20 protein-coding genes are annotated in these 25,103 nt (G+C 65.4%); 13 read left to right on the top strand and 7 right to left on the bottom strand.

Annotated features, from left to right (window positions below; all coding sequences use genetic code 11):
- Nucleotides 1-202 precede the first annotated feature (202 nt).
- From ABD327_RS27820 to ABD327_RS27805, 4 genes are all read right to left on the bottom strand, one after another.
- Complete coding sequence (locus tag ABD327_RS27820) at nt 203-3,520, bottom strand: helicase-related protein (protein ID WP_344454453.1); 3,318 nt, start codon at nt 3,518-3,520, stop codon at nt 203-205.
- Between the two features lie 20 nt (nt 3,521-3,540).
- A complete protein-coding gene (locus tag ABD327_RS27815) occupies nt 3,541-5,148 on the bottom strand; it encodes a hypothetical protein (protein WP_344454451.1) in 1,608 nt (535 codons plus the stop codon).
- A gap of 7 nt (nt 5,149-5,155) precedes the next feature.
- Nucleotides 5,156-5,716, bottom strand: coding sequence for a helix-turn-helix domain-containing protein (locus tag ABD327_RS27810; protein WP_344454449.1), 561 nt, complete (start codon nt 5,714-5,716; stop codon nt 5,156-5,158).
- 622 nt (nt 5,717-6,338) lie between these two features.
- Nucleotides 6,339-6,464 (bottom strand): hypothetical protein, encoded by a 126-nt coding sequence (locus ABD327_RS27805; RefSeq protein WP_344454447.1) that lies wholly within the window; start codon nt 6,462-6,464, stop codon nt 6,339-6,341.
- Between the two features lie 227 nt (nt 6,465-6,691).
- Here ABD327_RS27805 and ABD327_RS27800 point away from each other — a divergent pair, with 227 nt between their 5' ends.
- From ABD327_RS27800 to ABD327_RS27770, 7 genes are all read left to right on the top strand, one after another.
- Nucleotides 6,692-7,603 carry a hypothetical protein gene (locus tag ABD327_RS27800; RefSeq protein WP_344454445.1) on the top strand — a complete coding sequence of 304 codons (912 nt, stop codon included), beginning with the start codon at nt 6,692-6,694 and terminating at the stop codon, nt 7,601-7,603.
- Nucleotides 7,600-8,127 carry a restriction endonuclease gene (locus ABD327_RS27795; RefSeq protein WP_344454443.1) on the top strand — a complete coding sequence of 176 codons (528 nt, stop codon included), beginning with the start codon at nt 7,600-7,602 and terminating at the stop codon, nt 8,125-8,127. Before ABD327_RS27800 ends, ABD327_RS27795 begins: the two co-directional genes overlap by 4 nt.
- Nucleotides 8,128-8,373: 246 nt before the next feature.
- Nucleotides 8,374-9,681, top strand: a complete 1,308-nt coding sequence (locus tag ABD327_RS27790; RefSeq protein ID WP_344454441.1) for a hypothetical protein — start codon at nt 8,374-8,376, stop codon at nt 9,679-9,681.
- A 307-nt stretch (nt 9,682-9,988) separates the two neighbouring features.
- Nucleotides 9,989-10,690 carry a hypothetical protein gene (locus ABD327_RS27785; protein ID WP_344454439.1) on the top strand — a complete coding sequence of 234 codons (702 nt, stop codon included), beginning with the start codon at nt 9,989-9,991 and terminating at the stop codon, nt 10,688-10,690.
- A gap of 217 nt (nt 10,691-10,907) precedes the next feature.
- On the top strand, nt 10,908-12,656 hold the full coding sequence (locus tag ABD327_RS27780; protein WP_344454437.1) for a hypothetical protein: 1,749 nt from the start codon (nt 10,908-10,910) through the stop codon (nt 12,654-12,656).
- 24 nt (nt 12,657-12,680) lie between these two features.
- Nucleotides 12,681-14,795 carry a hypothetical protein gene (locus tag ABD327_RS27775; protein ID WP_344454435.1) on the top strand — a complete coding sequence of 705 codons (2,115 nt, stop codon included), beginning with the start codon at nt 12,681-12,683 and terminating at the stop codon, nt 14,793-14,795.
- Between the two features lie 295 nt (nt 14,796-15,090).
- Entirely contained in the window at nt 15,091-15,873 is a 783-nt protein-coding gene (locus tag ABD327_RS27770) for a transposase family protein (protein WP_344454433.1), read from the top strand.
- Between the two features lie 161 nt (nt 15,874-16,034).
- Here ABD327_RS27770 and ABD327_RS27765 read toward each other — a convergent pair whose 3' ends face one another.
- Together ABD327_RS27765 and ABD327_RS27760 are read right to left on the bottom strand one after the other, a co-directional pair.
- Nucleotides 16,035-16,751: a hypothetical protein gene (locus ABD327_RS27765; RefSeq protein ID WP_344454431.1), complete on the bottom strand. Its 717-nt coding sequence runs from the start codon at nt 16,749-16,751 to the stop codon at nt 16,035-16,037.
- 516 nt (nt 16,752-17,267) lie between these two features.
- Nucleotides 17,268-17,483, bottom strand: a complete 216-nt coding sequence (locus tag ABD327_RS27760; protein WP_344454429.1) for a hypothetical protein — start codon at nt 17,481-17,483, stop codon at nt 17,268-17,270.
- Nucleotides 17,484-17,809: 326 nt separating this feature from the next.
- On the opposite strand from ABD327_RS27760, the gene ABD327_RS27755 reads away from it, so the two are divergent.
- The 6 genes from ABD327_RS27755 to ABD327_RS27730 all read left to right on the top strand — a co-directional run bounded on the left by ABD327_RS27755 (nt 17,810) and on the right by ABD327_RS27730 (nt 24,446).
- On the top strand, nt 17,810-18,364 hold the full coding sequence (locus ABD327_RS27755; protein ID WP_344454427.1) for a hypothetical protein: 555 nt from the start codon (nt 17,810-17,812) through the stop codon (nt 18,362-18,364).
- A 199-nt stretch (nt 18,365-18,563) separates the two neighbouring features.
- Complete coding sequence (locus ABD327_RS27750; protein ID WP_344454425.1) at nt 18,564-19,916, top strand: hypothetical protein; 1,353 nt, start codon at nt 18,564-18,566, stop codon at nt 19,914-19,916.
- 80 nt (nt 19,917-19,996) lie between these two features.
- Nucleotides 19,997-21,274, top strand: coding sequence for an AlbA family DNA-binding domain-containing protein (locus tag ABD327_RS27745; RefSeq protein WP_344454423.1), 1,278 nt, complete (start codon nt 19,997-19,999; stop codon nt 21,272-21,274).
- A gap of 122 nt (nt 21,275-21,396) precedes the next feature.
- Nucleotides 21,397-22,446: a ComEC/Rec2 family competence protein gene (locus tag ABD327_RS27740; protein ID WP_344454421.1), complete on the top strand. Its 1,050-nt coding sequence runs from the start codon at nt 21,397-21,399 to the stop codon at nt 22,444-22,446.
- A 166-nt stretch (nt 22,447-22,612) separates the two neighbouring features.
- Nucleotides 22,613-23,560, top strand: a complete 948-nt coding sequence (gene holA / locus ABD327_RS27735) for a DNA polymerase III subunit delta (RefSeq protein WP_425547236.1) — start codon at nt 22,613-22,615, stop codon at nt 23,558-23,560.
- A 508-nt stretch (nt 23,561-24,068) separates the two neighbouring features.
- On the top strand, nt 24,069-24,446 hold the full coding sequence (locus ABD327_RS27730; RefSeq protein ID WP_344454417.1) for a hypothetical protein: 378 nt from the start codon (nt 24,069-24,071) through the stop codon (nt 24,444-24,446).
- 18 nt (nt 24,447-24,464) lie between these two features.
- Here the strand turns inward: ABD327_RS27730 and ABD327_RS27725 are convergent, their stop codons facing one another.
- Nucleotides 24,465-25,025: an RNA 2'-phosphotransferase gene (locus ABD327_RS27725; protein ID WP_344454415.1), complete on the bottom strand. Its 561-nt coding sequence runs from the start codon at nt 25,023-25,025 to the stop codon at nt 24,465-24,467.
- Between the last annotated feature and the right edge of the window lie 78 nt (nt 25,026-25,103).

Raw genomic sequence — 25,103 nt, 5'->3', positions numbered from 1 at the left:
TGTCCCACGAGCAGTTCCGTCTGACTGCAGGGTCGGCTGCTGTGCAAAGTTGCCTGGGTCGCGGCCTGCAGTCGCGCGCGGAGGAAGGTGGTGACGGCGCGGGTTTCCTGGCAGGTGGGAGTGGGTCGGCTCTGGGGGAGCAATTCTGGCGGCAGATCGACAGGTGCGTAGTGCGGGTAGGCGGCGTTCGTCGGAGAGGTGTTCACTTTCGCTCTCCTGGTCGCTGGTCGGTCAGGAGCATCCAGCAGATCAGTTGGATGCGTTCTGTGGCGACGCACTCAGGAATGCCGTGCTGCTGGGCGACAGTGGCGCGCGCGGAATCCAGGAGCGAGGCCACCAAGTCAGCTTCGTGCTTGTGCAATCTCCGGCTGCTGCTCGGGCGGGTGGCGTGCAGCCAGGAGGTGGGGTCGAGGCGGGCGTGGTGCAAGCAGCGGTGGGTATCCAGGCTGATGTGGCCGGCCCTGCGCTCCCCGGTGTAGATGTGGGCGAAGGCGGTGGTGCGGTGTCCGCCGGGTGCGTGGACGGCGAAGCAGAACACTACGCCGGGGTCGATGCCGGGTAGGCGGCGCACTCCTCCGCTTCCGTGGGGCAACTCCCGGATTGCGGTGGCTGCGGCGGGTGAGCGCAGGGCGTTGCCGAGCCAGGCGGTGGCCCATTCGTGGTCGCGAATGGGTCGGGTGAACAGGTCGACGGGGGCTTCGTCGGTATGGGCGGGGATGTCCCAGGTCTGCAGCAGGCTGGTGTAGCTCTGCCAGGGTGAGTCGGGGAAGAGAGGGGTGGGCACGCCGACGGTGTCGGCGGCGATCTGGGCTTTGCGCACCAGGGTGTCCATGACGTGCAGCACCGCATCGATGATCTTGTCGGGGAGGAGTGTCCAGCAGGTGATGTGCTCATGTGGGCTGCCGACCCTGTCCAGGCGGCCGGTGCGCTGGCCCAACCGTTGGGGGTTCCACGTCAGGTCGTAGTTGACGCACAAGGCGGCCTGCTGCAGGTTGACTCCTTCGGAGAACTTGTCGGTGCAGATCAGCACGTCATAGAGGTTGAGCGCACGAGGGAGCGTGGCTTCGGTGACCGTAGTGCAGGCCACCTCGGGCGCGAACCCGGCCAACATCCCCTCTGTGGCCTTGCTGCGCGGCTCGGGACGGCAGCCGAGGTTGGCGATGCGTCCGCGCAATGCGGCGAACCGCTCGTCATGGGTGATGAGGTCTTCCAGCCATGATCCCAACTCGTGGGTGGTGGCTCGGGAACTGGCGAACACCACGATCTTGGGGCCGCGGGGGTCGGTCAGCGCGGTCAGAAGCAGGCTTTGGAAGGCCTGCTTCTTGGGATCTTCGAGGACAGCGGCCCCACCCCACACGGCCAGTTGGCGCAGGATCTGCAGATCGCGGGTCAGGTCGGCGCGCAGCCGTGCGGCGTCATACAGTTCGGCGGATTCGTTGCAGCTGCGGGCTCCGATGGGGTCGTCCAGGAGACGGTCGGCCTCAAGGTCCTCACCGTCATCCCATAGCCCGGCCAATTTGCGCCAGCGTCCGGAGTCCGCGGTGCCGGGGAGACGCACGATGCCTTGATCCAGATCGTTCAGCGTCTGTCTCACGGCTGTCTGCATGTGCTCGATGGTGGACAGCAGCGCGGCAGGAGAGGATTCGAGACGTTTGACCAGCAGAGCGCGCAGCAGGCCGCGCAGCAGCCCGTCGTGCCGCTCCCCGGCTTCCCACCGGTAGTCGCTGCGTCGGTAGACGGCCAGCGTCAGCGTGCGTGGTCGTCGGGCGGGCCCGCGCACCTGAGCGAGGGCTTCCCGCAAGTTGCTCGGCAGGCGTTCGGCCTGTCCGACGGCGTCCAGGACTGCGGCGAACAGCACCTGCACTGCAGGAGTGAGGGGGACATCGATACGCCGGTGCTCCACGTTGGGAAACGGCATCGCTTCGTCGGGGATCGCATAAGCGCGGTGCAAGAAGGGGCGGTCTCGGCGCAGCATCCGGTCGTAGGCGAACTGGTAGTACCAGGCCTTGTCCTGGCCGTTCGCCATCGCCGGGTTGGCGAGGAGGCGGGCGAGGCGGCGGCCGTCGGGGCTGCGTGCTCCATCACGTGTCTTGCAGAAGGTGGGTCCGGGCTTCCAGTGCGGCTCTAGGCTCCGGTCGGTCAAGGCGAGGAGTTCGAAGAGGTCACCGCCGTCGTTGTTGACCGGAGTGGCACTCATCACCACGACCTTCGTCCCGTTCCATGAAGTCCCGCCCGCGCCGCCTGGGGCTGGAGAGGGCTGGTTCTGGGCGGAGAGCAGGGACCGTACCGCTTCCATCCGCATCGTCAGGGGATTGCGCAGCGTGTGCGCCTCATCTGCGATCAGCAATCCGTAGCGCTGCCACTGGTGTCCGTGCTCGGTGACCTTGCGGTACAGGCTGACCAGCCGGTCGTAGGAGATCACCTGGACGCCTCCCAGGCCCCATTCGGCCAAGCGCCGCCGCCACATCCTGCACAAGCTGGCCGGGGAGACCACCAGGACCGATCCGCACCCTTCCAGGAGGGACAGCCGGGCGACCTCGCCGGCGATGTAGGTCTTGCCGAGTCCGACCTCATCGGCGATCAACGCCCCGCCGTGGCGGGCCAACAGCGCCCGGACGCGGGCGACACCGTCACGCTGGTAGTCCGACAGGTCCATGCACGGGCTGGGAGAGGCGTTGACCTCATGCTCGTAGGCTTCGGCGAGCATCCGCAAGAACACCAGCTCGGCTGGCTGGCAGGTGAACAGCTGCCGCACCAGCGCACCCAGATCGTAAGGGGCGGCCGCTGCCCACCACCTTGAGGCGATCTGCAAGGCGGCACGGGCCTCAGCGCGGCCCAGGATTGCGTTGAACTCCTGATTGTGCGACAACCCGGCCGCGGTGAGGTTGGAGGAGCCGATGACTGCGCGGACGTGCTCTCCACGCTCGACGATCACCTGCTTGGCGTGCAAGAAGCCCTGTTCATAGCGGCGGCATTGCACCTTCCCGCTGTCCAGTAGCGCGACCAGGTCCCGGAGCCGACGCAACCGGGTGCCGTTGAGCGGCAGGCCGTTCAACTCTCCTCGCAATGTGTGATCGAAGTGCTCACACAAGGCGCTGACTCGCTCTGGATGCGGTTCTGGCGGCTCATCACCGCTCTGTCCCGGACTCTCGTCAGTGTGGGCTTTCCCATCCTCGAAGAGGACTTGGCGCCGCAAGACGGCGCTCTCCTGCGGCGATACTCCCAGCAGCAGCCGGATCTGATGCCCGAGCGCGGCCAGATGGGTGAGAACGTCGGTGAGCTGCAACAGGCCGGAGAAGGAGACGAACCCGGTGACCAGATGGATCCGGCTGCCCCGACGGCCACTGCTCGCTCGCAGCCAGTCGGCGAGTGAGACAGCGACGGTACGGCCGTCGTGGTTAACCAGAATCTGAGCGCCCTCGGCCAGGTCTCCCTGCCAAGGGGTGTCCTCAGCAGGCCGTCTACCAATGAACGGAGGTTCGTCGTCGGGCTCAGGCCAGGGCAGCAGCGAGGTGGTCATGGGATACGTCCTTCGTCGACTCAGGTCGGCTCGCCCGGGATCAGCGGGCCGGCCTTCTCCAGATAGCAGTTGATGAGTGCCAGCAGCTCCTGCTCGCGCGCCTTGACCAGCTGGGCGGGCGCAAGCGAGCCCGGGCCGTCCGAGGGCAGGGGCAGGTGCTGGGAGGCCAGTGCGCTGCGCCCGCCCCGCAGAGCCTCATAGGAATGGCGGTTCCATCCGCCGGATTCCTCCAGCACCTTGGCCGTCTGCTCGGTGGCCAAGATGAAATTGCCCAAGGACCGCTCCAAGGCCCCGCGCCACAGCGGCACCAACCGCATCCGGGCCTGGGGAAAGACCACATCGGGCTCGGCCAGGTCCTGGACCTCCTGGCCCGTCGAACCAGCTGCCGCCATCGCATACAGGCTGGTCACCGCGCTGAACCTGCCGGGACGGTGGCCGGTCAGCTGGCTGGCCTGCAGCGGGCGAGGCGGGCCCGCCGGCAGCATTAGCTCCGCCAGCACCGCACGCGCCCCCGCGTAGTCGGTGGCGCGCAGCATCGCTGAGACATCCCGGGACGCCTGGTAAGGGGCACCGTTGTAGCGGCCGCCGGCCAGCGCGTGCACCAGCCACCGGCGCGGGAAGTCATCCAGCAGGCACTCGGGGAAGTGCGCGGCCAGGTGCATCAGCACCCCGATCGCCGAGGGCATCGCCAGCATCTGCTCGCCGACCAGCCCCCGCTGCTGCAGGTAGGCGATCACCCCGGTGCAGGCATCGGCCGCCCGCCGGGCGGCCAGCTCCACCCGCTCGGCCGAGGCCCGCATCACCGACCGGCGCCGGGTGGCGGCCGGCAACTGCCGCTGCACCAACTCATTGACCAGCGCAAGCGTGACCACCGACTGGTAACCCTCCTTGCGGGCATGCCGCCACAAGGGGTCCAGTACCTCCCGCCGCACTCCGGGGCACTTCAGATCCAGGTACAGGGTCTCGATCTCGCTGGCGTGCGCCAGCTTCGTCGACATCCCCTGGTTGAGGACCCGGTAGGAATCCGCGGCGTCTTCCGCACCCGCCCGCAACCACCCCACGGGGATCTCGGTCTCCAGCAGCCGGCTGCGCAGGTCGGTCAGCTCAGCGGCCAGCTGTCCCAGCTCCTGATCACGACCACCTGCACCCGCGTCGGTGACCAGCTGCGGGATCTGGCCGGGGGAGGCCTCCAGCAGAGCGCCCAGGGGAACTTGCGGATGCTTGCGCGCGCGCAGCGGCTGGACACTCAGCCGCCGCGCTGACTCCAGCACGACACCGACCTGCAGCTCCGGGCCACCCAGCTCCGCCCACACCTGCGGGGGATAGCACGCCGGACGCAGCCCCAACCCGCCCGCCAGCGCCGTGCTGCGCTGTTGGCCGTCGACGATGAACACCCGGGCCTTGGACGACTTGCGGTACCGGCCCGAGCGCGGCGCCTCCTCTCGGGGCGGCAGCCACCACACGAAACCGTTGATCGGCCGCTGCGGTGCCCGGGCCAGTGAGCGCCACAGCTCCGCGGTCCACAGCACGTTGCGCTGGAAGGGCCGCCCGAACTGAACGACGTCGATGTCGCCGTCCCGCAGCATCTGCAGCAAGGCCGCGAGCTTGGTGTAAGGCTGGTCGAACACGAGTAGATCACCCCCGAAACAGCCCCCTGTTAACGGAGGCAAATCCGGTGCCGTACCGGATGATGATCACCCGATACCGCCAACCAACAGAACATAAACCCAGGTCAGAGACATGATCAGATGTGTTGATGTTCTCGACATTCCGCAGTGCGTGCTCGACCGTCCGCTTCGGCCTGCCGTACAGAGCCGAGGCGGTCGTGATGAACTCGGCCTGCGGCATGCTTGCGGGCAGCCGCCCGGTCCGCTCGGCGCGTCGCAGCGACCAGCGCGACATCCCCAGCCGGTCGGAGGCCTCATCGGCGGTCAGGCCCGCCCAATGGCGTAGGTCGGCCAGTCCCGCCTGCTGGCAGTCGACGGAGGAGAGATCCTCCGGCCGGATGTCGAGCGCCAGGGACAGCACTGCAATCCGTAGCGGATCGCAGTTTCGCCGACCTGCCTCGTACTCGCCCAGTTGCCGCGCCGGAACCACTCCACCGGTCAACGCGGCGAGCCGATCCAGCGTCAGTCCTTGCGAAAGCCGAAAGTTCCGCAGCTTCGCACCGTCCAGCCTGACCTGTCCATGCACCATCTTGACACCCCGAAGTCGCTCTAACACTTGCAGTGACTAAGGGGATGCGATGAGGGGAAACTGGGCGATGAACGAAAGTGCACTTCCTGACCTGCCGTCTATGCAGAGCGGTCAAGTGGGCAGGACTGGATGTGCCTGAAGTCCGGCATGCAACCGCCGCCTTCGGCCGAGAGCCGCGAACCGGTACCCCGGAGCTGCACCGCCTCTGCCAGGACCACCGGCTGTCCCCACACCGGAGAAGAGGTCGCTGCGGCCAGAACCTCGCTGGCGGCAGACCGTTCCGTCATCATCGGAAGCGATTGTTTCTCCGCCGCGCGCCGTGCCAGAGCTGATCTTCCAAGCGTTGAGCTGAAGCAGGAGGCGCCTGCCTAGCCGGTGAACTTCAGGCGGGCAGTCCAGCGACCACCCGTAGAAGGTGTTTATGGGGCACCTTGGTCTGATGCTTGTCCGGTGTCGCGTAAGGCTCTTCGACCTGTGCACGGCACTGAACGCAGACGATGGCCAGGGCCTGGGCGGTCCGCTGCGTCTCCTCTGCCCTCCGGTCCCGGTCGTGTTTCTGGTCGAGGCGTTAACGCTCATCCCACGCTTGCCGCTGGAGGCGACCGGCGGCCTTCCGGAAGTGCTAGACGTCCTCAACATGGCCAGCCGCGTCCAACAGCGCAACCACCACCTCGGTATCGACCAAGCTGTGGTCGAAATTCCACAACCTCTCGGTGAGGAGATCGTCGATCAGTTCAGCCAGCCTCATAGAAGTTCATTGCGTTGGCGCGTTCTATGCGGACGTACTTGGAGGAAGCGGGCGGTCGCACCCGGCAATCCGCGACCGCACCTATGTCCGGCCTTCGGGGACGACGAGAGGGAATCAAGCCGTCCCAGCGGTGCGACCGCGGCCCTCGCCGAGCGAACTGGCGGGTGCGAGGGCTTGACTGCCTTGCAGCTCGACAGCCGGGTTGGCGGTGAGCCGCTGATAGCTAGATGATGGGTGTTGTGAAAGATGCAGATCCGGCAAACCCGACGATCGGTGTCTTCGTTCCACCGGGTTGCGATGTTGCTATGCCGCGTCGCCTGCTCGACCGCGTCGGACTGGTCTATGCGGTCGAACCGCTGCGTGTCGGTGAGCCGATCGACGTCTCTGCTCTTGAGCGTTACACAGCGCTGCTCATCGTGCTACAGGAACCGCAGCAAGCGGAACTTCTCGCGGACTTTGTTCGCTTGGCTAGGCCGACGAAGATCCCAGTTACGCTGCTGGCAGGACGTCGTGAGCTGGGTGCCGGGCTTCCACCAGTTCTTGACGAATTGACGGTCGTGTTCGCTGACGGAGAGGCGCAAGCGATCGCTGACCGTCTGCGTGGCACGATGCTGTTCTTCCACGAGACCCGCGCCAAGTGGCTGGTGCGGCAACGGCGGTCTCACGAGAAGGCGGTATCCCAATCGTCAACGGCCGAACTTAAGGTCCGAGATACCACCATTCTCAACAGTGCTCCGGAGGCACAACAAGTCCCCGATCAGATCGGCGAGCTAGTAACGGTCGCACGTGAGGACATCGGCTCGTTTCTCGAAACGCAACTTGGGGCCCGTGCTCTTCCTTCCGAACGCGGTGAGCAGTGGGGGGTAGCGGTCTGGGTCGACGCCTTGTCCAGCCCTGCGTTCAATCCGGTCCTCGTTCACTACGGCCAAGCGCCCGCCGATGGTACGGAATTGGAAGGCCAGCTGAAAGAGAGGGATCTGCACCTCGGCGTACTTGTCGTCGATGAGGCCGACACCACATGGCACATTGACGAGAGCGTCGCCTGGGTGGCCATCGGCGTCGCACGGCTTGCCCAGATGAACAAGGCCCAGTTTGGCCGGCTGCTGGTCCAGGGGCGCAACCGTCTGGTGCACGGATGACGCCGTCGTTCGCCGTACGCCTGCAGCGAGCCCTCACCAGCCTCGACGACACCACCACCACTGGCCAGGGCATGAGACTCCAGAACCTGGCGCATTTCGTCCTGGAGTCTGTGCCGGGTGTGACGATCGTCGCTCAGAACACCATGGACGCGCAGCACAGCGGTGAGATCGATCTGTGGCTCCAGCACGAGGCCAAAGCCAAGCTGCCCTTCATCGACCCTCTCGTGCCAGTTGAGTGTAAGAACGAGGTCCGCACAACCTCTGCCGCCCAGATCAGAGAGTTCGCTGCGAAGATCCGCTACTCCGGTGGCTCCGACGGCCTCATCATCACGCGCAGCGGCCTGTCCGGCCAAGCGCTCACTGGTGCCCACCACGCCTTGCAAGCCGCGCTCCATGACAGGATCCGGATCCTCGTGGTCACATGCCAGGACCTCGAGATGATGACACGTGCGGCTGAGATACCCAGGCTGCTACAGGATCGCCACATCGAACTGCGCATGAAGCGCACTTATCAGAGCATCTAGACCGTAGCTCGCCGTGGGTACCGACGAAACCCCTTGACCAGGGAGAACGCCAGGGTGCTTGCCAGCGGGTTTCTACGCTAAGGAAAATCATCTTCCAGCCTTCGGGCAGTTGGCCGCATGTCGCAGCGGATCTTGCGTGCGAGGACCGGGGCTGAGGAATTTCGATGCCGAGACCTCGGGTTCATCGTCGTTTATGAAGCACGTAGAAGGATTCGGCTGCAGGTGCTACTAGCCGACTCTCGGGAAGTGATCAACGGCCTGCTACGACTCCGTGGGTTGCCCAAGATGGTGTTGTGTAGCAGCATCTATGGTGTGTTGGTTGAAGATGAGCCCTTCAGGAAGGGCTCGCGTGGTGTGGAGCAGATCCCACGAAGCAGTGCAGACTATGACAAGCGGTTGCGCAATGCGATAATTCAGGCACGAGACTTGCCTGAAGAGGCCTTCGGACGGTTGCCGGTCGATGCCATCACCGAGGCCATCGTGAACGAATGTGCGGCGGCGCCGATCGTCATCGACTATGCCGGATTCTGGGTGAGCTCTGAGGAGGTGTCGCCTCCCCAGGGCCAGGAGGACCAAGAACGTCAGGTCCGGCTCTCCTACAATGTCATGGCCGACGGGTCCATCTGGGATTTGATGAGGGCCGGCTTGGGGCTCAGCTCTCATACGGTGGGTGATCAGCCTTCGCGGCTCACGTGGGCGATGCATGCCACCAATGAGCAGATGGCGGAATTGGATCCCGATAGGCTCGGTCAGTCGATCGCGGAGTTCAAGGAGCACCTGCAGCAGACGGTCGACCAGGTCAATGTCGGCATCGAGGCTCATCGTGCCACCGTTCGCGAGCAGGTAGCCGAAATCCTCACCGCACGGTCTCGCCGCATCGCTTCCTTCGCGGCGGCCGCCCAGGCGCTCAGCATCCCCGTGCGCCCGCGGGATGAGACTCAGCGGATACCTCTGCAGCCCAAACTGCTGACCGTGCGGCAACTCGATGAGGCGATGGCCGCCGGACAACCGGAGTGGCACCTCCAGGAGGGGATCGCCGAACAGGTGATCTCCACTATCACCTCGTTCACCACGGCTCTGGAACGGCTGGTGCTCACCGCCGACAAGCTGGCTAGCGAGGATGAAGAGACGCTCCGGGACCTCTTGTTGTTCATCCTGAATGCCAACTTCCGCGGTCAGGTCACCGGTGAGACCTTCACCGGAAGGGGGAAGTCGGACATCCTGCTGCGCTGGCAGGACCACAACGCTTTCATCGGTGAATGCAAGTTCTGGAACGGGTCCACTAAATTCAAGGAGACCATCGACCAGTTGGATGGCTACACCGTCTGGAGAGACGCCCGGGTCGCCTTGATCATTTTCATCCGCGACCGCGCAAACATCACCCAGGCGATCGAGACCGCGCGCACCGTGCTGGCTGAGCATCCGCGGACCTTGCAGCCTCTCTCGCCCGCAGACCCGGCTCGGCGCAGCGACTACCTCATGCACGGATCAGACGATCGGCAGCGCGTGATCAGGTTGTCGCTGTTGCCAGTGGTCATTCCGCGCGTGTTCTAGCCTTCCTCTCGAATCCAGCTGGCTCCCACCACATCAAGGAAGAGGCCGACAGGCCGTCTCCGGTAAACGGTCCGCCGTCTAGGCCTCCTTCGGGGCACGTCGTGACAGTGAGTGAGGAACGCCTCCGATCTGGCCTTCAGCAGTCGCCTCCCTCGATCCCGAAACAGAACAGTCTTGGTCTTGCCGGGCCGGACCCAAAGGTGCGACTCTCCAGGCAGTCGAAGCTGTGTGGGTCGAGAAGGTCACAATATGCATGCCTTTCCAATCGCTTCTGATCACTGAATTGTGTTGCGGTTACCCTTGAGGAGTGGAGGACGCGGGAAACGTTGAACCTGATCTGACGACGAGTCGTGAGCAGGATGCTGTGCGCTTGTTGCTCTTGATCGATGGAGCCTGTGAGACCGTGGCGTCTGCTGAGCTTGAGGGGGTCGGGCTCCCTACAGCCATCGGCGTCGTCCGTTCGCAGGTCCGGCTGCAGAAGCTGGATTTTTGGCTGAGGAATCCTGATTACCTCGCCAACGAATTGCTGAATGACTATGCAGAGACCGGCGATGACGATTTCCTTGAGACAGCAGCTCAGATCCTTGATTCCGATGAGCCGGAGGTTCGCCGGTATCCGATGCTTCGGCATCACTTCGGGGCTTACGAACCCTTGGAGGACGCGCTTGCCGTTCTCCGCTACGGGGGTCTGGTGGCCCAACGGCGGCGGGGCACTATATCCCGTATCCGGCAGCACGACTACTACCTCCTCGCCAAGGGCAGAGAGGTCGCCGAGCAGATCATCGGTGAGGCTCCGGTCTTCAGCTACTACATCGACCGCGTTCGGCTGGTGCTGCAGCTAGCCGACAACGGCACGGGCAGTCAGCTCAAAGACAGGCAGTACAAGCAGCCGGAATATGCCGAGGCTGTTCGGGGAAGCCGTATCTCGTCCGTGCGGGAGCGTGCAAGATCGAGGTTGGCGGAGTATCGGGCAATCCAGGCGGAGAAGGTGAGGGGCGATGATGCCTGATCATGAGGATGAGTCTCTCGAGGCCCGAATCGCCCAGCGCGCGAGGGTGGGCATCGAGCATGTCCGAGATGTGTTCACCACGTATGGTCTCCCGCTGGTGAACACGCCTGCTCGGCCGCGGTCGCTCCGGATCCACAGGCTGCGGGTAGCAGGTCTTCGAACCGGGGCTGTCGCGCCTGGCCCGTTCGACAGCACGCTCAGGTTCGGTACCGGGCACGTGACAGCGTTGGTCGCATCGAACTTCCGGGGGAAGACCAGTGTCCTGGAGTTGATCACGTGGTGTCTGCGGGGCACGCCGCGGGATCTGAAGGTCGGCGTGCAGAAGTGGCTGACCGAGGTCGATTTGGATGCGTGGGTGGCTGGGCAGCCTCTTGGGGTTCGGCTCACCCTGGATCAGGGGAAACTGGCATCGGCCGTCGTTCTGACTGCAGCGGGTATCGAACTTTTGGAAGGCGCGCATGACGCGTCCAGTAATGGCGAAGTCACCGCTGTCCTTCGTGCTTCTGGAGAGGAGAGCTATGCCGAGCAGGTTCAGGCGTTGATGATGGATCGCTTGGACCTGGCTCCATTGGTCAACGTCCTCCAGGAGACCTCGACCCAGACTCACGGATGGCCTGCTTACTACTCCTCGATCTATCCGAAGGCCGGCGGCGACAAGGTCCTCTTGGGTGATGTCTCCGTTGACGGCCTGCCGGGGCGCCTCCTTCAAGTATTCCTAGACCTTCCCGCCACCTCCGTTCTCACGCGGGTGAAGGCCGTGCACAGTCTGCGGGCTGCCGAGGTGAGGAATCGTGAAGCAGGAGCCCGGGAGGAGAGCGCCGCGCGGGCTGCGGATCGTCGCAGATTCCAGGAAGAACTGGAATCTGCCGCCGAGGCACTCTCCCAGCTGACGGCCGTCGAGGGGCCATCGCTGCCCGATCTGGCGGCCAGGGCGCGGGCCCTCTCTGCGCAAGTGGCCGATGAGCAAGAGGCCTGGGACGACACAATGCAGGCCCATCGTCGAGCGTTGAGGGCCCGGCAGCGGGACCAGCGGGCCTTCAACGACGTGTCGGAAAGCGTCACCGCACGCCTGCTTTTCCATGGTCTGGATCCCACAGTGTGCCCGCGCTGCGACCAGGACATCGCCGAAGACAGGCGTGTTCAGGAACTCCACCAGCACGAGTGCGCGGTCTGTACTCGGCCGGTGACGGGTGAGGATCTCGATTCGGAGGAGATCATCGAGGAGGCGCGAGGCCGGCTGAAGGCCAGTACCGCAGCCCAGGAAGCGGCGGCCAGCGAGCTTCAAAAAGCCGAAGATCGGCTCACCGAGGCCACCGAGCGGTTGAAGGACGCAGATCAGGCGCTCCGTGATGCCCAGTCAGCAGTGAACGTCACCGAGCGTTTGCGGTTTCAGGAAGCGGTCCTCAGGGCGGAGGGCGCTCTCAGCGCTCTTCCAGAGATCCCTGAACTCACTTCCGATCCTGCCGAGGTGCGGCTCCTGACTATCCTCAAGGCCAGTACCGTGATCTTGGATGAGGACAGCAAGAAGGCCGCGGAGGAGTTGTTCGGGGAGTTGAACGAGGAGATCGCGGCCCTGGGCCGTGGTTTTGGTATCGACTCCTTGGAAAGGGTCGCCATCGATCGTGCGGCACGTTTGAAGGTGTTTAGCGATGGTGGGGCGCAGAGCTGGTTCAGCGGTCAAGCGGCGGGTGAACGGCTACGCCTTCGCATTGCGGTTGTGGTCGCGCTGCTGCGTGTCGGCGCTCGGCACGGTATCTCGACCCACCCCGGACTCCTGCTGATCGACAGCCCCAAGGCAGAGGAGGTGCAGGACCTGGATGCTCATGCGCTGATCAAAGAGTTGGAGGGTCTCGCGCGGGAGAACAGCTTGCAAATCTTGATCACGACTACCGATGCAGGTCTGGCGCATGATCTGTTGGCAGATGAGAACATCATCGAAGCAAGGGACGGCGAGCCCCTGTGGTGAGTCGGCCTTTAGGGAGATCGAGACATGGCGCAGATGGACGCCCGATTGAGTGCTCTGGCAACTGCCGGGCAGCCGATCACGTTCGCGTCTATCGAGCTACCGCTGGACGTGATCAAGTCTGAAATCGCTGAAGTAGCCTCTGGTCCCTTCGCAGCGCTCGCTGCTGAGGCGGTCATCGACGCTTTCAGAGCGTCGGCGAACGGTGACAGAGAATCCAGCGGCGGGAATGATCGCATGGCGGAAACCGACCTGGCGGATCTGTCGGGGAGCTTCGCAGCGGGTCTAGCCGGTCAGCCGAGTCCGATGCATCTCGCTTCAACGCTGGAAAAGCTGCTCACCAGCTCATCCGTCGTGCAGGCGTTGGCGCAGCCTCTGTTCACGGGTCTTCTCAGCACGTTCAGCCAGCGCATCCACGATGAGCCGATCCTGGCCGCCTTCCAGTTCGAAGGCGCGATGCGTCTCGCGGTATCTAAAGCGGTCGCTCCGTACATGCTCTGGGTGGCCATCGACCAGCTGCCCACCGACGCGCCCGACGACTTCACCGAGCGGCTTCCCCGAGTTCTCGGCGTCGCGTTGGACTGCTGGCCCGACGAGGGCGCCATCAGCACCACCATCCGCGACAAGCTCCAGCGGCTGGCGGCCAACGCCGCCTCCGACACGGATGCACTTTTCGAGCTCGGGTGTGACGATCTTCGCGCTGCTCTCACCGCCAGCGAGATGCCCACCATCGTTGCTAGCCTCGCCAAAGCCCGGGAACGCTTCGCAACCGTGGCGGGCGCTGAGGAAGCACGGCCTGACGCTGAGGCATACGCCGCGGTCTGTGACTCGGTGACCGCCTTCGCAGCCGGCGACTTTGACCGGCTGCACGATGCGACCGGCCGGCTGGAGGAAAGCTTTCACGCACACGCGTGGCGGTTGATCGGGCTGCATCAGCCCACATGGCTGCGTCCTCGCCGAACAGCAGAGGCCGCCTGGTATCAGATGATCTTGAACCTTCGCGCGGCGGGCGACGCCATCTCCCCGAACGCCTGGGTTGAACCCTGGAGCGCACTGGACGCCGTTTTGGTGGCTTACAACGCGTCACGGACCATTCACCCAATTGGTGGCGAGAGTGAGTTGACCGGCTTGGCCAAATTGGTCCAGCCCTCCATACACAACGCCTTCCTGCGCAAGAACGCACTTCTGGAGACGCTCAGAGTTCTGGCGAATCACCACGAACCACCGAGCGGCTTTGACGTGCACAGCACTCAGATCCTGCTGCGCAATCTCGAAACACAGCTCTCTTCGCAGAGCACCTCTCGATCTTCATCCCGGACACCACAAGGCCAAGACGACACCGAGGACGATGAGAGCGAACGAACCAGGGTCTACCGTCTTGCGCCCATGCTGCTCTTGAGACTCGGAGAAGAAACCGCCCTTTCGATCACGCGGAACCTCAACGACAGAGAGATCATGGCTCTTGGCGGAATCGTTCAGGACGGCGATGAAGCCCGCTTCATTGGTGCCGATCCGGTCGTCAACCCGCTCTACGAGCAGATCGTCGACGGCCTCGCCCAGCATTCCGACTTCATCGGACAGGTCCGTCATACCTTCAGCGCACTTGTATTCCAGACTTTGCTGTTCCTCAAGAGCCGTGCCGACCTCAACACCACCACGCTTTTTGGCAAAGGAACGAAAGAAAATCCCGTCTTCGACTACAGGCGGACCTGGAAAGAAGGCCAGCGCGAGCCTGTGGAGGCCGATCTGCAAATGGACTTCGCAGGATGGCTGCGAAGCGGACCTCTTCAGTCTGCGGTCATCGTCGAGCCCATCGACCTCGCCCTCGGGCGAGGTGATGTCATGACCCACTTCGGGTCGCTGCGGTACCTCACCGAGATGAAGAAGGACGGCGATTCCGCCGACCCAGGCCGCATCGAGACTTCATATCTGGCTCAGGCCGCGGAGTACGGCAACACCAGTGCTCCCTTTGGGCAACTCCTGGTTTTGGATCTGACTCCCAAGACCAAGGCGGGCACGTTGCGTCTCAATGAGCTTGTCTGGCTGACTGCTCACCGCCCACCAGCGGCCAGGATCGACCGTGCCGTGGTCGTCGGAATCGTCACAGGGAACCGGCTCACGCCTTATCAGTACTCGGCTTAGACCTCCATGACGCGTAACAGCTGCATTGGCCTTTGAGTCGGCTTCCCTGACTCAGTCGATGGGAGAGTGTTCAGCGAAGGCTGACTTCGAATAACTCCTGGTGGGGTGGCGCTCACCAGTCGACAGGTTGGTTATTGAGCTTCCCTTGCGGCACGGACACTGAGCCCCTTTCATCCTCGGCGGAGGGTGTTGGTCACGGCATGATCGCGGGTTGAGGATTCGCCTCTGGACGCAGAGAAGCCCCTGGTAGACGGGTTGATCACCACAATCGGCCTGTCTCACCAGGAGCTTCTGGATGTTGTTCTACCGCGCTGCGGTCGATTTGTCGCGCCCAACGCTGAACTACGTGGCCGCCATCGTCCGTCGGCACCGCCGGGCGATCCGGTCGCGGTGGCGGCGCCTGGACCCGGCCCAGCAGGCGCTGCTGGTCCTGGTTCGCCTGCGCAAAGGAGAGACGTTCGCCCAGCTCGCAGCCGGATTCGGAGTCTCGGAGGCGACCGTGTGGCGCTACGTCGAAGAGGTCGTCGCGCTGCTGTCGGCCCGCTCGCCCAAACTCACGGCGGCCTTGCGCCAGGCCAAGAAGGACGGGTTGGCGCACTTGATCCTGGACGGGACTTTGATCCGCACCGACCGTGTTGCGGCCGACCGCCCGTACTTCTCGGTCAAACACCAATGCCATGGGATGAACGTGCAGGTCATAGCCGCACCCGACGGGCGGATCCTGTGGACCTCGGGCGCGATGCCGGGCAAGACCCACGACCTGACCGCGGCTCGTGTGTGGGGCATCCTGCGCGAGCTGGAGAAAACGGGCTTGCTCGTCCTGGCCGACAAGGCTTATCAGGGAGCCGAGGCCGCGGTCGTCATCACTCCGTACAAAGGCAGGAACAAGCCGGCCTCGCAGAAGCAGGCGAACCGCTCCCACGCCAAGCTACGCGGACCCGGCGAACGCGCGAATGCGCAGCTCAAGTCATGGCGCATCCTGCAGAAGCTGCGGTGCAGCCCCGGCAAGGCCGGCCACCTGGTCAAAGCGATCGCCGTCCTGCAGAACCACCGAACCGCTCAAGCCGCCCGAGGATGAAAGAGGCTCATTGTGGTACGGGCGGATGCTCCTGCGGGTGCGATAGGCGAGCCCGGACCGGGACGGATCGAGCCTGGGCGGCGGCTTGGTGCGGTCGGGTTGTCCGGTCTGGATCTGCCAGGCTTCTCCAACGGGAGCATCCGGCCGATGCCGGAGCCTGCTCAGAACGGCTCGGACGGGAGAAGCGCGAAGATCGAGTTTGGGCTGAGGGGCACAGGTCGCGGCTCACTGGTGCCAGACTCCCGCATCGATGCTCTGAGTTGTTCTCGCTCCCTGTCGTAGGACTGTTCGGGCTGCAGCGGCAGGGCTTCGAAGAGCACCCTTGGCGCTGGCTTCCAGGGGCTCTGCGGGGTGCTGCGAAGGTTCAGGAAATGGCAGAGCCGTTCGGCCCCGTTGATGCTGAGGCCTTCGGTGCTGAGTCGCTGGTCCGGGTCGGGAGCGATGGTGAAGTTTCGTCGGCCGTGGATGAGTGTCTGCTGGTGGAGGCTCTTGGCCGAGATCACCGAGGTCCAGTGCGCGAACCACGGCTGACCGAACAGCAGAGGAATCGCGGAGCTTGGGAGAGCGATCCCCTGTTGGGCGATCGAAAGGGGGATCGGGTTGACGTAGGTCCGCGTGTCGATTGGGCAGGACAAGCAGGTGGTCCCGCCTGCGCAGTCACAGTCGATCTTGTCGGGGCTGGCCGGTGGTGGGGACGGGATGACGTACCAGACGTCACAGGAGTAGCTCTTGGCGTATCTGGCGAGCTGGCTCATGCCGATGGGCACCTCGTAGGTGTCGGTGAGCCCCTTGCACTCCAGCCACAGCACGTCGAGGCCGGTGAACGCCTGGTGATCGATATCAGGTGTGGTCCGGTTGGTTGGAGACCAGACCCGCACGTCGGGGTGGGCGCGAGCCAACTCGATGGCGAGTGCGCTGTCGACCGTCCGTTCGGGAAGCTTCCGCTTTTTGTCGCTGATGACGACCCTCCTGTCGTCGGAGCTGGAGGCCTCGGCTGAAGCAGCAAAGATGAGTGATCAGCACCGATGTCCGACTTACAGCTGCGTTCCAGAAGGACGCCACCGGACTACGGCTCGTTCGTTCCCCTCCTGCCACACCGTCCAGCTGTACCGGTGGCCCGCCACGGGCTATGGAGTTCCTGCGGTGGATGCGGGTGTTTGTCACTGGCCTGTCTTTTGATAGTGCCGGAGCACGTCCACGTTGGGCGACCGCTCCGTGCGATTGCCCGAAAACCGAGCTATCCGGCTGACGGAGATCTGGGAGCCTTGATCGCATGACGAGAGATCGGTGGCGAAAGAGAGCTCATGAGCACGCTTGACGAAGCAGCCGTTTGGGAGAAGCAGGACGGAGATGTGCTCCGCAGGTGGAACGATGGTTCCCGCGTCGGCCGGTTGCTAGAACAGTTGGCGCGGGTCTTCGGTGAGGATCGGTGGCAGGTGACCGCGGACGTCGTGGACTTTGTCCAGGGGGAGCCGCCAGAGGGCTTGGGCTCCACCGTCGAACATGTCCGGGCTGTGGCCCGCGTGCACGCTCTGCACGACCTGACGCGCCCGGCTGCCCTGAGCGTGCCGGGGCGACTGGAGGAGCTGTTCGGCGCCGATCCCGAGCACAACCCGGTCCTCCAGGATGCGCAGGCGTTCGGAGCATTCGCCGCTGCCGGTGGCTGGGTGTTCGCGCTCATGGTGGCTCGCAGCGTCCGCAAGGGCGGCTTGAGGGGGCCCGGCCTGGAGGACGGCGGGAAGGTCACCATCAAGGTGTTCGCTGAGCGGGCCGGCTGCGATCCTGCGCGGGTGTCACGGTATCTGCGGGCGTGGGAGCGGGCAGCGACGGCAGGGCATGTTCTTGCTGCGAAGGAGTTGTCGCCGGGCCAGGATGTGCAACTGCCCGATCCGGATCTGTGGGCGGAGTATTTCTCGATATTCGAGGCGACGGCGGAGTGGAACGCAAGCCTGGCCGCAGAGGCCGAGCTGATCGGCACGAGTGCCAGCAAGGCGCCGAGATCGCCTCCAACCGGCAGGCGATGCGCGCCGCGATTCTCGGCGACCCGCAGACCGCAGCCGTCGCCCGTGACGCGCTGCTGGAACGGCCGCAGGACAGGGCTGCGGTCCTGGCCGCGGCCCTGGCCGATCCGGATGCGCGCAAGGAGGCGGCAGCGCATACCCGACGCGCCGAACGGGCCGACTACGTCACGAAGGTGTTGTCGGAGGGCAAGGCCCGTACGCCGTCGGGCCAGATGATCGAGCTGAATCCCGCCGATGCCGCAGGGGTGGTGATGGGGCTGGCCACGGTGCAGGACCCGGACGCCAGCACCGAGACCGTCAACGAGGCGTACGAGTTCATGCAGGACCTCATCGCCGACGCCGTCGACGCGAATTCGGAGGTGCTGATCCGCGAGCAGCGGACGAAGATCGGCAAGGGGTCGCCTCGTCCGTCAAGAATCTCACGGCCATCGATCCCGATGATCTGCTCGCCTTCGCCGATGACACTCTGATCACGAGCATCAGTGAGCTGCAGCAACAGGTCAACGCTCAGTAGGGCAGGCGAGCTGGCTGGCCTCCGGTGCAAATATTTCTGTCCGGGTTCAAGAATTTTTGTTCGAAAAATGGCTGATCTGGAGAAGCTGTGCCTACCAAACTGACAGCGCGTTCCGTAGGGCTCCATGATGACCGTGAGGATTCCTCTCGACCATCGTGGAGGCACAGACTTTGTCGCCATCATCCTGGCCGTCCGGCCACTGTGCCGCCCAGCTACCCGCATACGCTCTCAGCGAGGTGCCGGCGGCCTTCGTGACGGCTGCGGAGCTGCGCGCGGACGGCCTCTGCCCGGGCAGCGATGTCAGCGCCTGGCAAGTGGAGTTCACCGGAGCGGGCCCGTGCCTGCACACGCCGCTCTACGAGCGTGAGAAGTCCTTCCAGCCCAGCCAGTGCCTGACCGAGCGAGATATGGGTCTCCAAGAAGCCCGGTCTTGGGCGAAGTGGGACCTGCACCGGGGACAGATCATGGGGATCCGCACTGCGGTGTGCTGTGGACGGATGACAGAAGTCGCGGTAGTCGATCTGGACGGCCGGGTCTTGTGCTGCGAAGAGCTGGCTGCTCCGGACGACGCCGTATGCGACATCTGCCGTGACGACCACAGCGGACTGCCGTGGGAGGAGAGCTACGAGCGGTTCCGCAGAGTCATGGGCCCCCGCCAGAACAAACGCACTCTCATCGGATGGGGCCTGGCAGACGCACTGGCGCTGGAAGTCCTGGTCGCCAAAGCTCGGAAACTGCCTCAGCAGAGGAACCGCATGAACCCGTCCACCCAATGGGAGGACGCCCAGCAGAGGGAAGCGCGGGGGCGGGTCGCGTGGACAGGAGCGGGATACCAGCACGCGTGTTTCCCCCATGAGATGAGGGCGGTGGACCGCTGCTGGGCCACGTTGGCGATGATTCGAGCGCTCAGAGCTCGGCGAGAAAGGTCCAAGGATCTCGCGGTGCCAATACTGGCAGAGCCGGTCGGCCCGCTGGTCGAGTACGGCGTTGTCACCTTGCCACGTGAGCTATCCCTTCTCCCTCCACCACCACCGCAGCAGTCCGCAGCTTCCCGGGGGCCATTCCAGGCGACGCGCAGCACGTTCGTGCCGGTGGAGCAACGGCATACTGATCGGTCGACGTGGCGGGCGCCTGAGGCAGAGCGGACGCTGGAGCGGTGCGAGTCTGCTCTGGTGAGGGCGTTTGCCCGGCATCTGAGAGGGCTGGGGCACGAGGTCGGGTCGAATCGAATCCAGACGGACGGCGGTCGGGTACTGCGTACGGACGTGTTCGACCGGACCGTCGGGGTGCTGTACGAGGCGAAAGCCTCAGTCGAGGAGAGAGACTTTCGGATGGCCATCGGCCAACTGGCCGACTACCGGGCACGGCTTGGTATCCCCGGGCTGAGACGAGCCGTGCTGGTACCGAGCAAGCCGGAACAGGACTGGCTCGACATCCTGGACGGCGAAGGCATCGCGGTGGCCTACCGGAAGGGTGACCAATTCGAGGCGACAACACAACTGTGGTGACAGTGCCCGTATCAGCTGCGGGGGAACCTCAGGCGCGGGGCTGATGGTGCTGATCCGGCTGTTGCTGCCACGATGGAATCGTGGAAACGCTAAAAAACGTCAACGAGAGTGACCAGGGAACCCACTCGATCGACGAGCTGAGCGATCTGATCGAGGGATTCCAGATAGCTGGGGTGCGGCTGGCGCTGCTCGAAGAGCTCGGCGTCTGGCGAATCCTGCACGGCCAGATTGCCCTGGATGGGGATTCGGTCACTGAGCGGACATGGCGCTATCGCAAAACAACATTTCTGGAACGGGAGATGCCCGGCACCGCCGTAGCCGCCCTGCTCCGCGGGGAACGAGCCGACTTTCCCGAGCTCGGACTTGTCGAGACCGCCGGTACCGCTAAGACAGCGGAGTTCCAGCGGCACAGGAGCTTCAAAGAATGGATGAGGCTGAAGCAGCCGTGGCCGCACACGACCTGGACGATTGGTGTGGGCGGCGACGGGGCTGGGGGTCTTGTCGACGGCCCAGAACCACCACGCGAACTTCTCGTTGGCGCAGGACCGAACTTCAACGGATTCAACGAGGCACTCGCCTCGTTCTTCTTCGGCCAGGCACACGACAGCTCAGGCGGGAAGCCTCCGCGCTGGCTCGTTCAACAAGCCGGCCGCTCCGCCCACCTGACCGAAATCATCATCAGCCCCACCGACCTGACGGTCCAGATCACCGGAAACCAGACCGCTGAAGCCAGCATCGAGTTGACCACCCCCACAGACCACCGCACCACTCGCGCCGACAGCGAAGGACGTGCGGTGTTCCCGCTGGAGAAGGGCTTGGAGCCCGCCACGATGCTCATGGTCCGCAACACCTCGACCTGGACCGACCATCGCTACTTCCACCACCCCGACCAGCGCGAGGACGACCCATCCGTCATCTGGCGGAGACCAGGCGGTGAAGTCGCGGACCTCATCGAGGGCGGGGAAGGGCCTCAGGTGGAGTTCAAGCGAGAGATCGCCCGCGGCGAGGCCGGCCGCAAGTTCCTCAAGACCGTGGCGGCATTCGCCTCCTCCGACGGCGGATTCATCCTCTTCGGAATAGATGACGACGCCACCGTTGCCGGCGTACTGACAGATAAACCGATCGACGAACTCGAAGTCACCATCTCCAACATGATCGAAACCATGTTCGACCCAGTTCCCGACTTCGCCCTCACCCATCCGCAAGTGGAGGGCAAGACAGTCATCGTCCTCCAGGTCCATCCCGGCTCCCGCAACTACCCCCTCAACCCCCGCCAGCCGATCTATTACAAAAGGGTCGGCGCAACCACTGTCCCCGTACGCCAGCCCGAACTCGAAGCCCGTATGCGCACCCCTTGATCGATTTGGCCCATCTCACCGTGCCTGGTCGTCGAACGGGGGGAACTCAGCCAAGGTTGCGTGACGAGCCACCAACTCAACTCCGGCAGGCATGCAACACGCCTGGACTTGACAGGGAAGACGTGGGCCAAGGCGACGCGCTGGTCCTCCACGCGGCCCCCGGCCAGGCCGTCATCGTCGACGCGGGCCCCGACCCCGCCCTCGTCGACGCCTGTCTCTCCCGCCTCTCCCTCCACGCCGTCCCGCTCCTCTTCATCACCCATCCCCACGCCGACCACCTGGCCGGCCTCCCCGGCATCCCCCGCGCCCGCACCCTCTCCACCCTCGTCCACACCTCCCTCAGCCCCGCCACCGCAGAACTCCGCGCCCTCCGCACCGCAGGCCTGCGCCCCGTCTCCCACACCCCCGCCCCACGACCTGCGCCTTTTTCCCTCCGACCCGACGACCCCCGCACGGCCGGCCCCCCGCCCTTCCCCGTGCGCTACCCATCGGCCTTCCGCCCAGCGGGCGCCGCCTTCTCCGGCATGCGAACACACGCCCCTTTCGAGCACGGGCGGCTTACCGAGGCCGGCTCCAGGGCCGGCCTGCGGGTCGTGGGGACGGCTGCAGAAGGACGTTGGGGGGTCGGGGAGAAGAGCGCGTCGGTCGGTCCGCGGGTGGTGAGTGCAGCGGAAGAACACCGGAGGGCTGGGGAACCGGGGGCGTCGGCCGGTCCGCGGGTCGTGGGGACGGTGGCGGGGGAACGCTGGAGGGCCGGGGAGCTGGAGATCGAGGTGCTGGCTCCTCGGAGCCGCGGAGAGGTGCCGGAAGGGGCCGCGGGGACGGAGGTCAACAACGCGAGTCTGGTGCTGGTGGCCAGGTGGTCCGGGTTGACCGTGCTGCTGGGAGGCGATCTGGAGGAAGAAGGGCAGCGGGGGTTGCACGGCCTGGTGCCCCGGGTGGACGTGTTGAAGGTTCCCCACCACGGCAGCGCGCGGCAGGAGCAGGCATTCCTCGCCGAGGGACGGCCCCGGGTGGCGCTGATCTCCGTGGGGAGGGACAACGGCTACGGGCATCCGTCGGACCGGCTGCTGAGGATGCTGCGCGGCGTCCGCGTCTACCGGACGGACCTGCATGGGGACATCGCTGTGACGGTCTCTCCACGCGGCCTCGAAGTGGTCACCCGGTCTTGAACGCGTTCCGCGCCGGTCGGCGGGCCTCGGGGGCGGGCGGACCACTGGGCGGTCGCGGCCGGGACGGCCGCCGCTGCGGAGCGGCGAGAAGCGGTCGGCGGACATGGCGGGGGCGGGTGGGCGGTTGCGAGGGCGGCGGTGGGCGGAGGCGTGACATCCTGGGGGAGTGGATGCGGTGACGTTGGTGGTGGGAGACGAGGAACTGCTGGTCGAGCGGGCGGTGGGAGAGATCGTCCAGGAGGCTCGGCGGAGGGACCCCGACACCGAGGTCGTGGATCTGGTTCCCTCGACGCTGGAGCCGGGGCGGCTGGCGGAGCTGACGTCGCCCTCGTTGTTCGGGGGCGGGAAGGTGCTGGTGCTGCGGTCGGCGCAGGACCTGGGGAAGGACCTCGCGGCCGAGATCGGCGCGTACGTGAAGAACCCGGCGGGCGACATGGCGTTCGTCCTGGTGCACGCGGGGGGCGTCAAGGGGAGGGCGCTGCTGGAGGCGTGGACCAAGGCGGGGGCGCGGAAGATCACCTGCCCCAAGATCACCAAGTCGGGGGAGCGGCTGGACTTCCTGCGGTCGGAGATGCGGCGGCTCGACGGGACGATCAGCCCGGGCGCCGCCCAGCAGCTCCTGGACGCGGTGGGCAACGACCTGCGGGAACTGGCGGCGGCCTGCAGCCAGCTGATGGCCGACACCGGCGGGAAGATCAACGACGCGGCGGTCGCCCGCTACCACCGGGGCAAGGCGGACGTCAGCGGATTCACCGTCGCGGACCTCGCCGTCGAGGGCAGGCTCGGAGAGGCCATGGAGCAGCTCCGCTGGGCCATGGACACCGGTGTGGCGGCCGTCCTCATCAACAGCGCCCTCGCCCAGGGCATCCGGGGCCTGGCCAAGGTCAGCGGCGCCCGGGGCAAGAGCTTCGCCCTCGCCAAGGAACTCGGCATGCCCCCCTGGAAGATCGAACGCCTCCAGAAGCAGATCCGCGGCTGGTCCCCCGAGGGCATAGCCCGCGCCCTCACCGTCGTCGCCGAGACCGACAGGGACATCAAGGGCGGAGCCGCCGACGCCTCCTACGCCCTGGAAAAGGCGGTCAAAGAGATCGTCATCGCCCGCTCCCTCCGCTGACCGGGATCTTTCCCGCCACGGCTCCGCGCTCTGACCGGTGTTCCGCAGGACCTGGGTTCGTCCGGTGCTTCGCAGGACTGCCGTTCGACCGGGTTCCGCCGTTCTCGCCGATCTCCTTGAGTCATGGCCTGCCCCCTTTCAGCCCCGGAGAAGCGGTCGTTGAGCGACCGGTGCTCCTAGGGTTGCCGTTCCGACCCGCGTTCGCGGGGCTGCGGTTCGGCCTGTGTTCCGTCGTCTTCGCCGCCCACGGGTATGACCTGCGGTCTTCGGCCTTGGGAAGCGGTCGGTGGGGTGGGTCAGGAGGTTTCTCGGGGTGTTGGAGGGCCCGAGGGCCGGGTGGTCGCTGTGCCCGGTGGGGGTGGAGTGAGGGGAAGAGGTTGCGGGTGGGGTGGTTGGTGGAGAAGGTAGGGGCATGGCAGAGGCAAGACTGGGTGTTGACCTGGGACGTGTGGTGGTGGGGGCCAATCGGAACGCCCAGGGGAGGGTGTTCCTGGATGATCCGCGGCAGATGCCGTTGATCGAGGGGGCGTTCGAGGTGTTGCCGCGCCTGGTGGAACGTTTCGGCGGGCGGGCCTGGGTGATCTCGCGGGTGAGCGAGGAGGGGGAGCCGCTCTCGCTGGCCTGGCTGGAGCACCACGACTTCTACGGGAGGACGGGGATCCCGCGGGAGAACGTCAGGTACTGCCGGAAACGGGAGGACAAGGCGGACCACTGCGCGGAGCTGGGGATCACGCACATGATCGACGACCGGATGGACGTGCACCGGGCGATCAGGGACCTGGTGCCCTACCGGTACCTGTTCGGGCCCCAGGAGGAGGAGATCCCCGACTGGGTGATCGTCACCCCCGGCTGGGAGGACGTCGAGCGGGCCATCGGGCTGCCCTGAGGCGCGGGGCCCCTCCGCCTATTCCGGGGGCCCGGTGAGGAAGCCCAGGTAGGAGGGCGGGACCGCCGGGACGAGCCAGACGCCGTTGGCGCTGACGCGGAACTCGTGGCCGCTCTCGGCCATGGCGGCGGCGTCCACGGTGAGGACGACGGGGGCGCCCCGGCGCTCACCGACCCTGCGCGCCGTCTCCGGGGTCGGTGAGAGGTGGACGTCGTGGCGGGTCATGGCGCGGAGACCCTCCCGGAGGATCGGTTCCAGGAACCGGGCGACGGTGCCGTGGTAGAGGACGGGCGGGGGCGGGGTCACGGGGAGGTCCAGGTCGACCTCGACGGTGTGGCCCTGGCTGGCGCGCACGCGCAGGCCGTCCTCGGAGAAGGCGAAGCGCTTCTTGTCGTTGGTCTCCACGACCTCGTGGAGTTCCTCGGGGGTGAGGGCGAAGCCCCGGGCCCGGCAGGCGGCGAGGAGCGCGGCGACCTCGACCCAGCCCGCGGGGTCGAGGGTGAGGCCGATCCGGTCCGGCTGGTGCCGGAGGTGGCGGGCGAGGTACTTCGAGATCTTCACCCTTCGTTCGGTGTCCATGGGCCGGATCGTAGGGCGGACCGCGGCGGAACGCGAAGGAATAAAGGCGCGGATTCCTCGAACGCATAAGAAAAGCAG

This window comes from Actinocorallia aurantiaca (assembly GCF_039533685.1).
Lineage (GTDB): Bacteria > Actinomycetota > Actinomycetes > Streptosporangiales > Streptosporangiaceae > Actinocorallia > Actinocorallia aurantiaca.
Note: the sequence above shows the minus strand (reverse complement) of the source record. Positions and strands in the feature narration are given on the sequence as shown.

Bases quoted from the DNA above. Each gene is read 5' to 3' on its own strand.
- ABD327_RS27820 (WP_344454453.1), bottom strand. From the start codon at position 3,520: ATGACCACCTCGCTGCTGCCCTGGCCTGAGCCCGACGACGAACCTCCG.
- ABD327_RS27810 (WP_344454449.1), bottom strand. From the start codon at position 5,716: ATGGTGCATGGACAGGTCAGGCTGGACGGTGCGAAGCTGCGGAACTTT.
- ABD327_RS27805 (WP_344454447.1), bottom strand. From the start codon at position 6,464: ATGAGGCTGGCTGAACTGATCGACGATCTCCTCACCGAGAGGTTGTGG.
- ABD327_RS27800 (WP_344454445.1), top strand. From the start codon at position 6,692: ATGATGGGTGTTGTGAAAGATGCAGATCCGGCAAACCCGACGATCGGT.
- ABD327_RS27795 (WP_344454443.1), top strand. From the start codon at position 7,600: ATGACGCCGTCGTTCGCCGTACGCCTGCAGCGAGCCCTCACCAGCCTC.
- ABD327_RS27775 (WP_344454435.1), top strand. From the start codon at position 12,681: ATGGCGCAGATGGACGCCCGATTGAGTGCTCTGGCAACTGCCGGGCAG.
- ABD327_RS27770 (WP_344454433.1), top strand. From the start codon at position 15,091: ATGTTGTTCTACCGCGCTGCGGTCGATTTGTCGCGCCCAACGCTGAAC.
- ABD327_RS27730 (WP_344454417.1), top strand. From the start codon at position 24,069: ATGCCGTTGATCGAGGGGGCGTTCGAGGTGTTGCCGCGCCTGGTGGAA.
- ABD327_RS27725 (WP_344454415.1), bottom strand. From the start codon at position 25,025: ATGGACACCGAACGAAGGGTGAAGATCTCGAAGTACCTCGCCCGCCAC.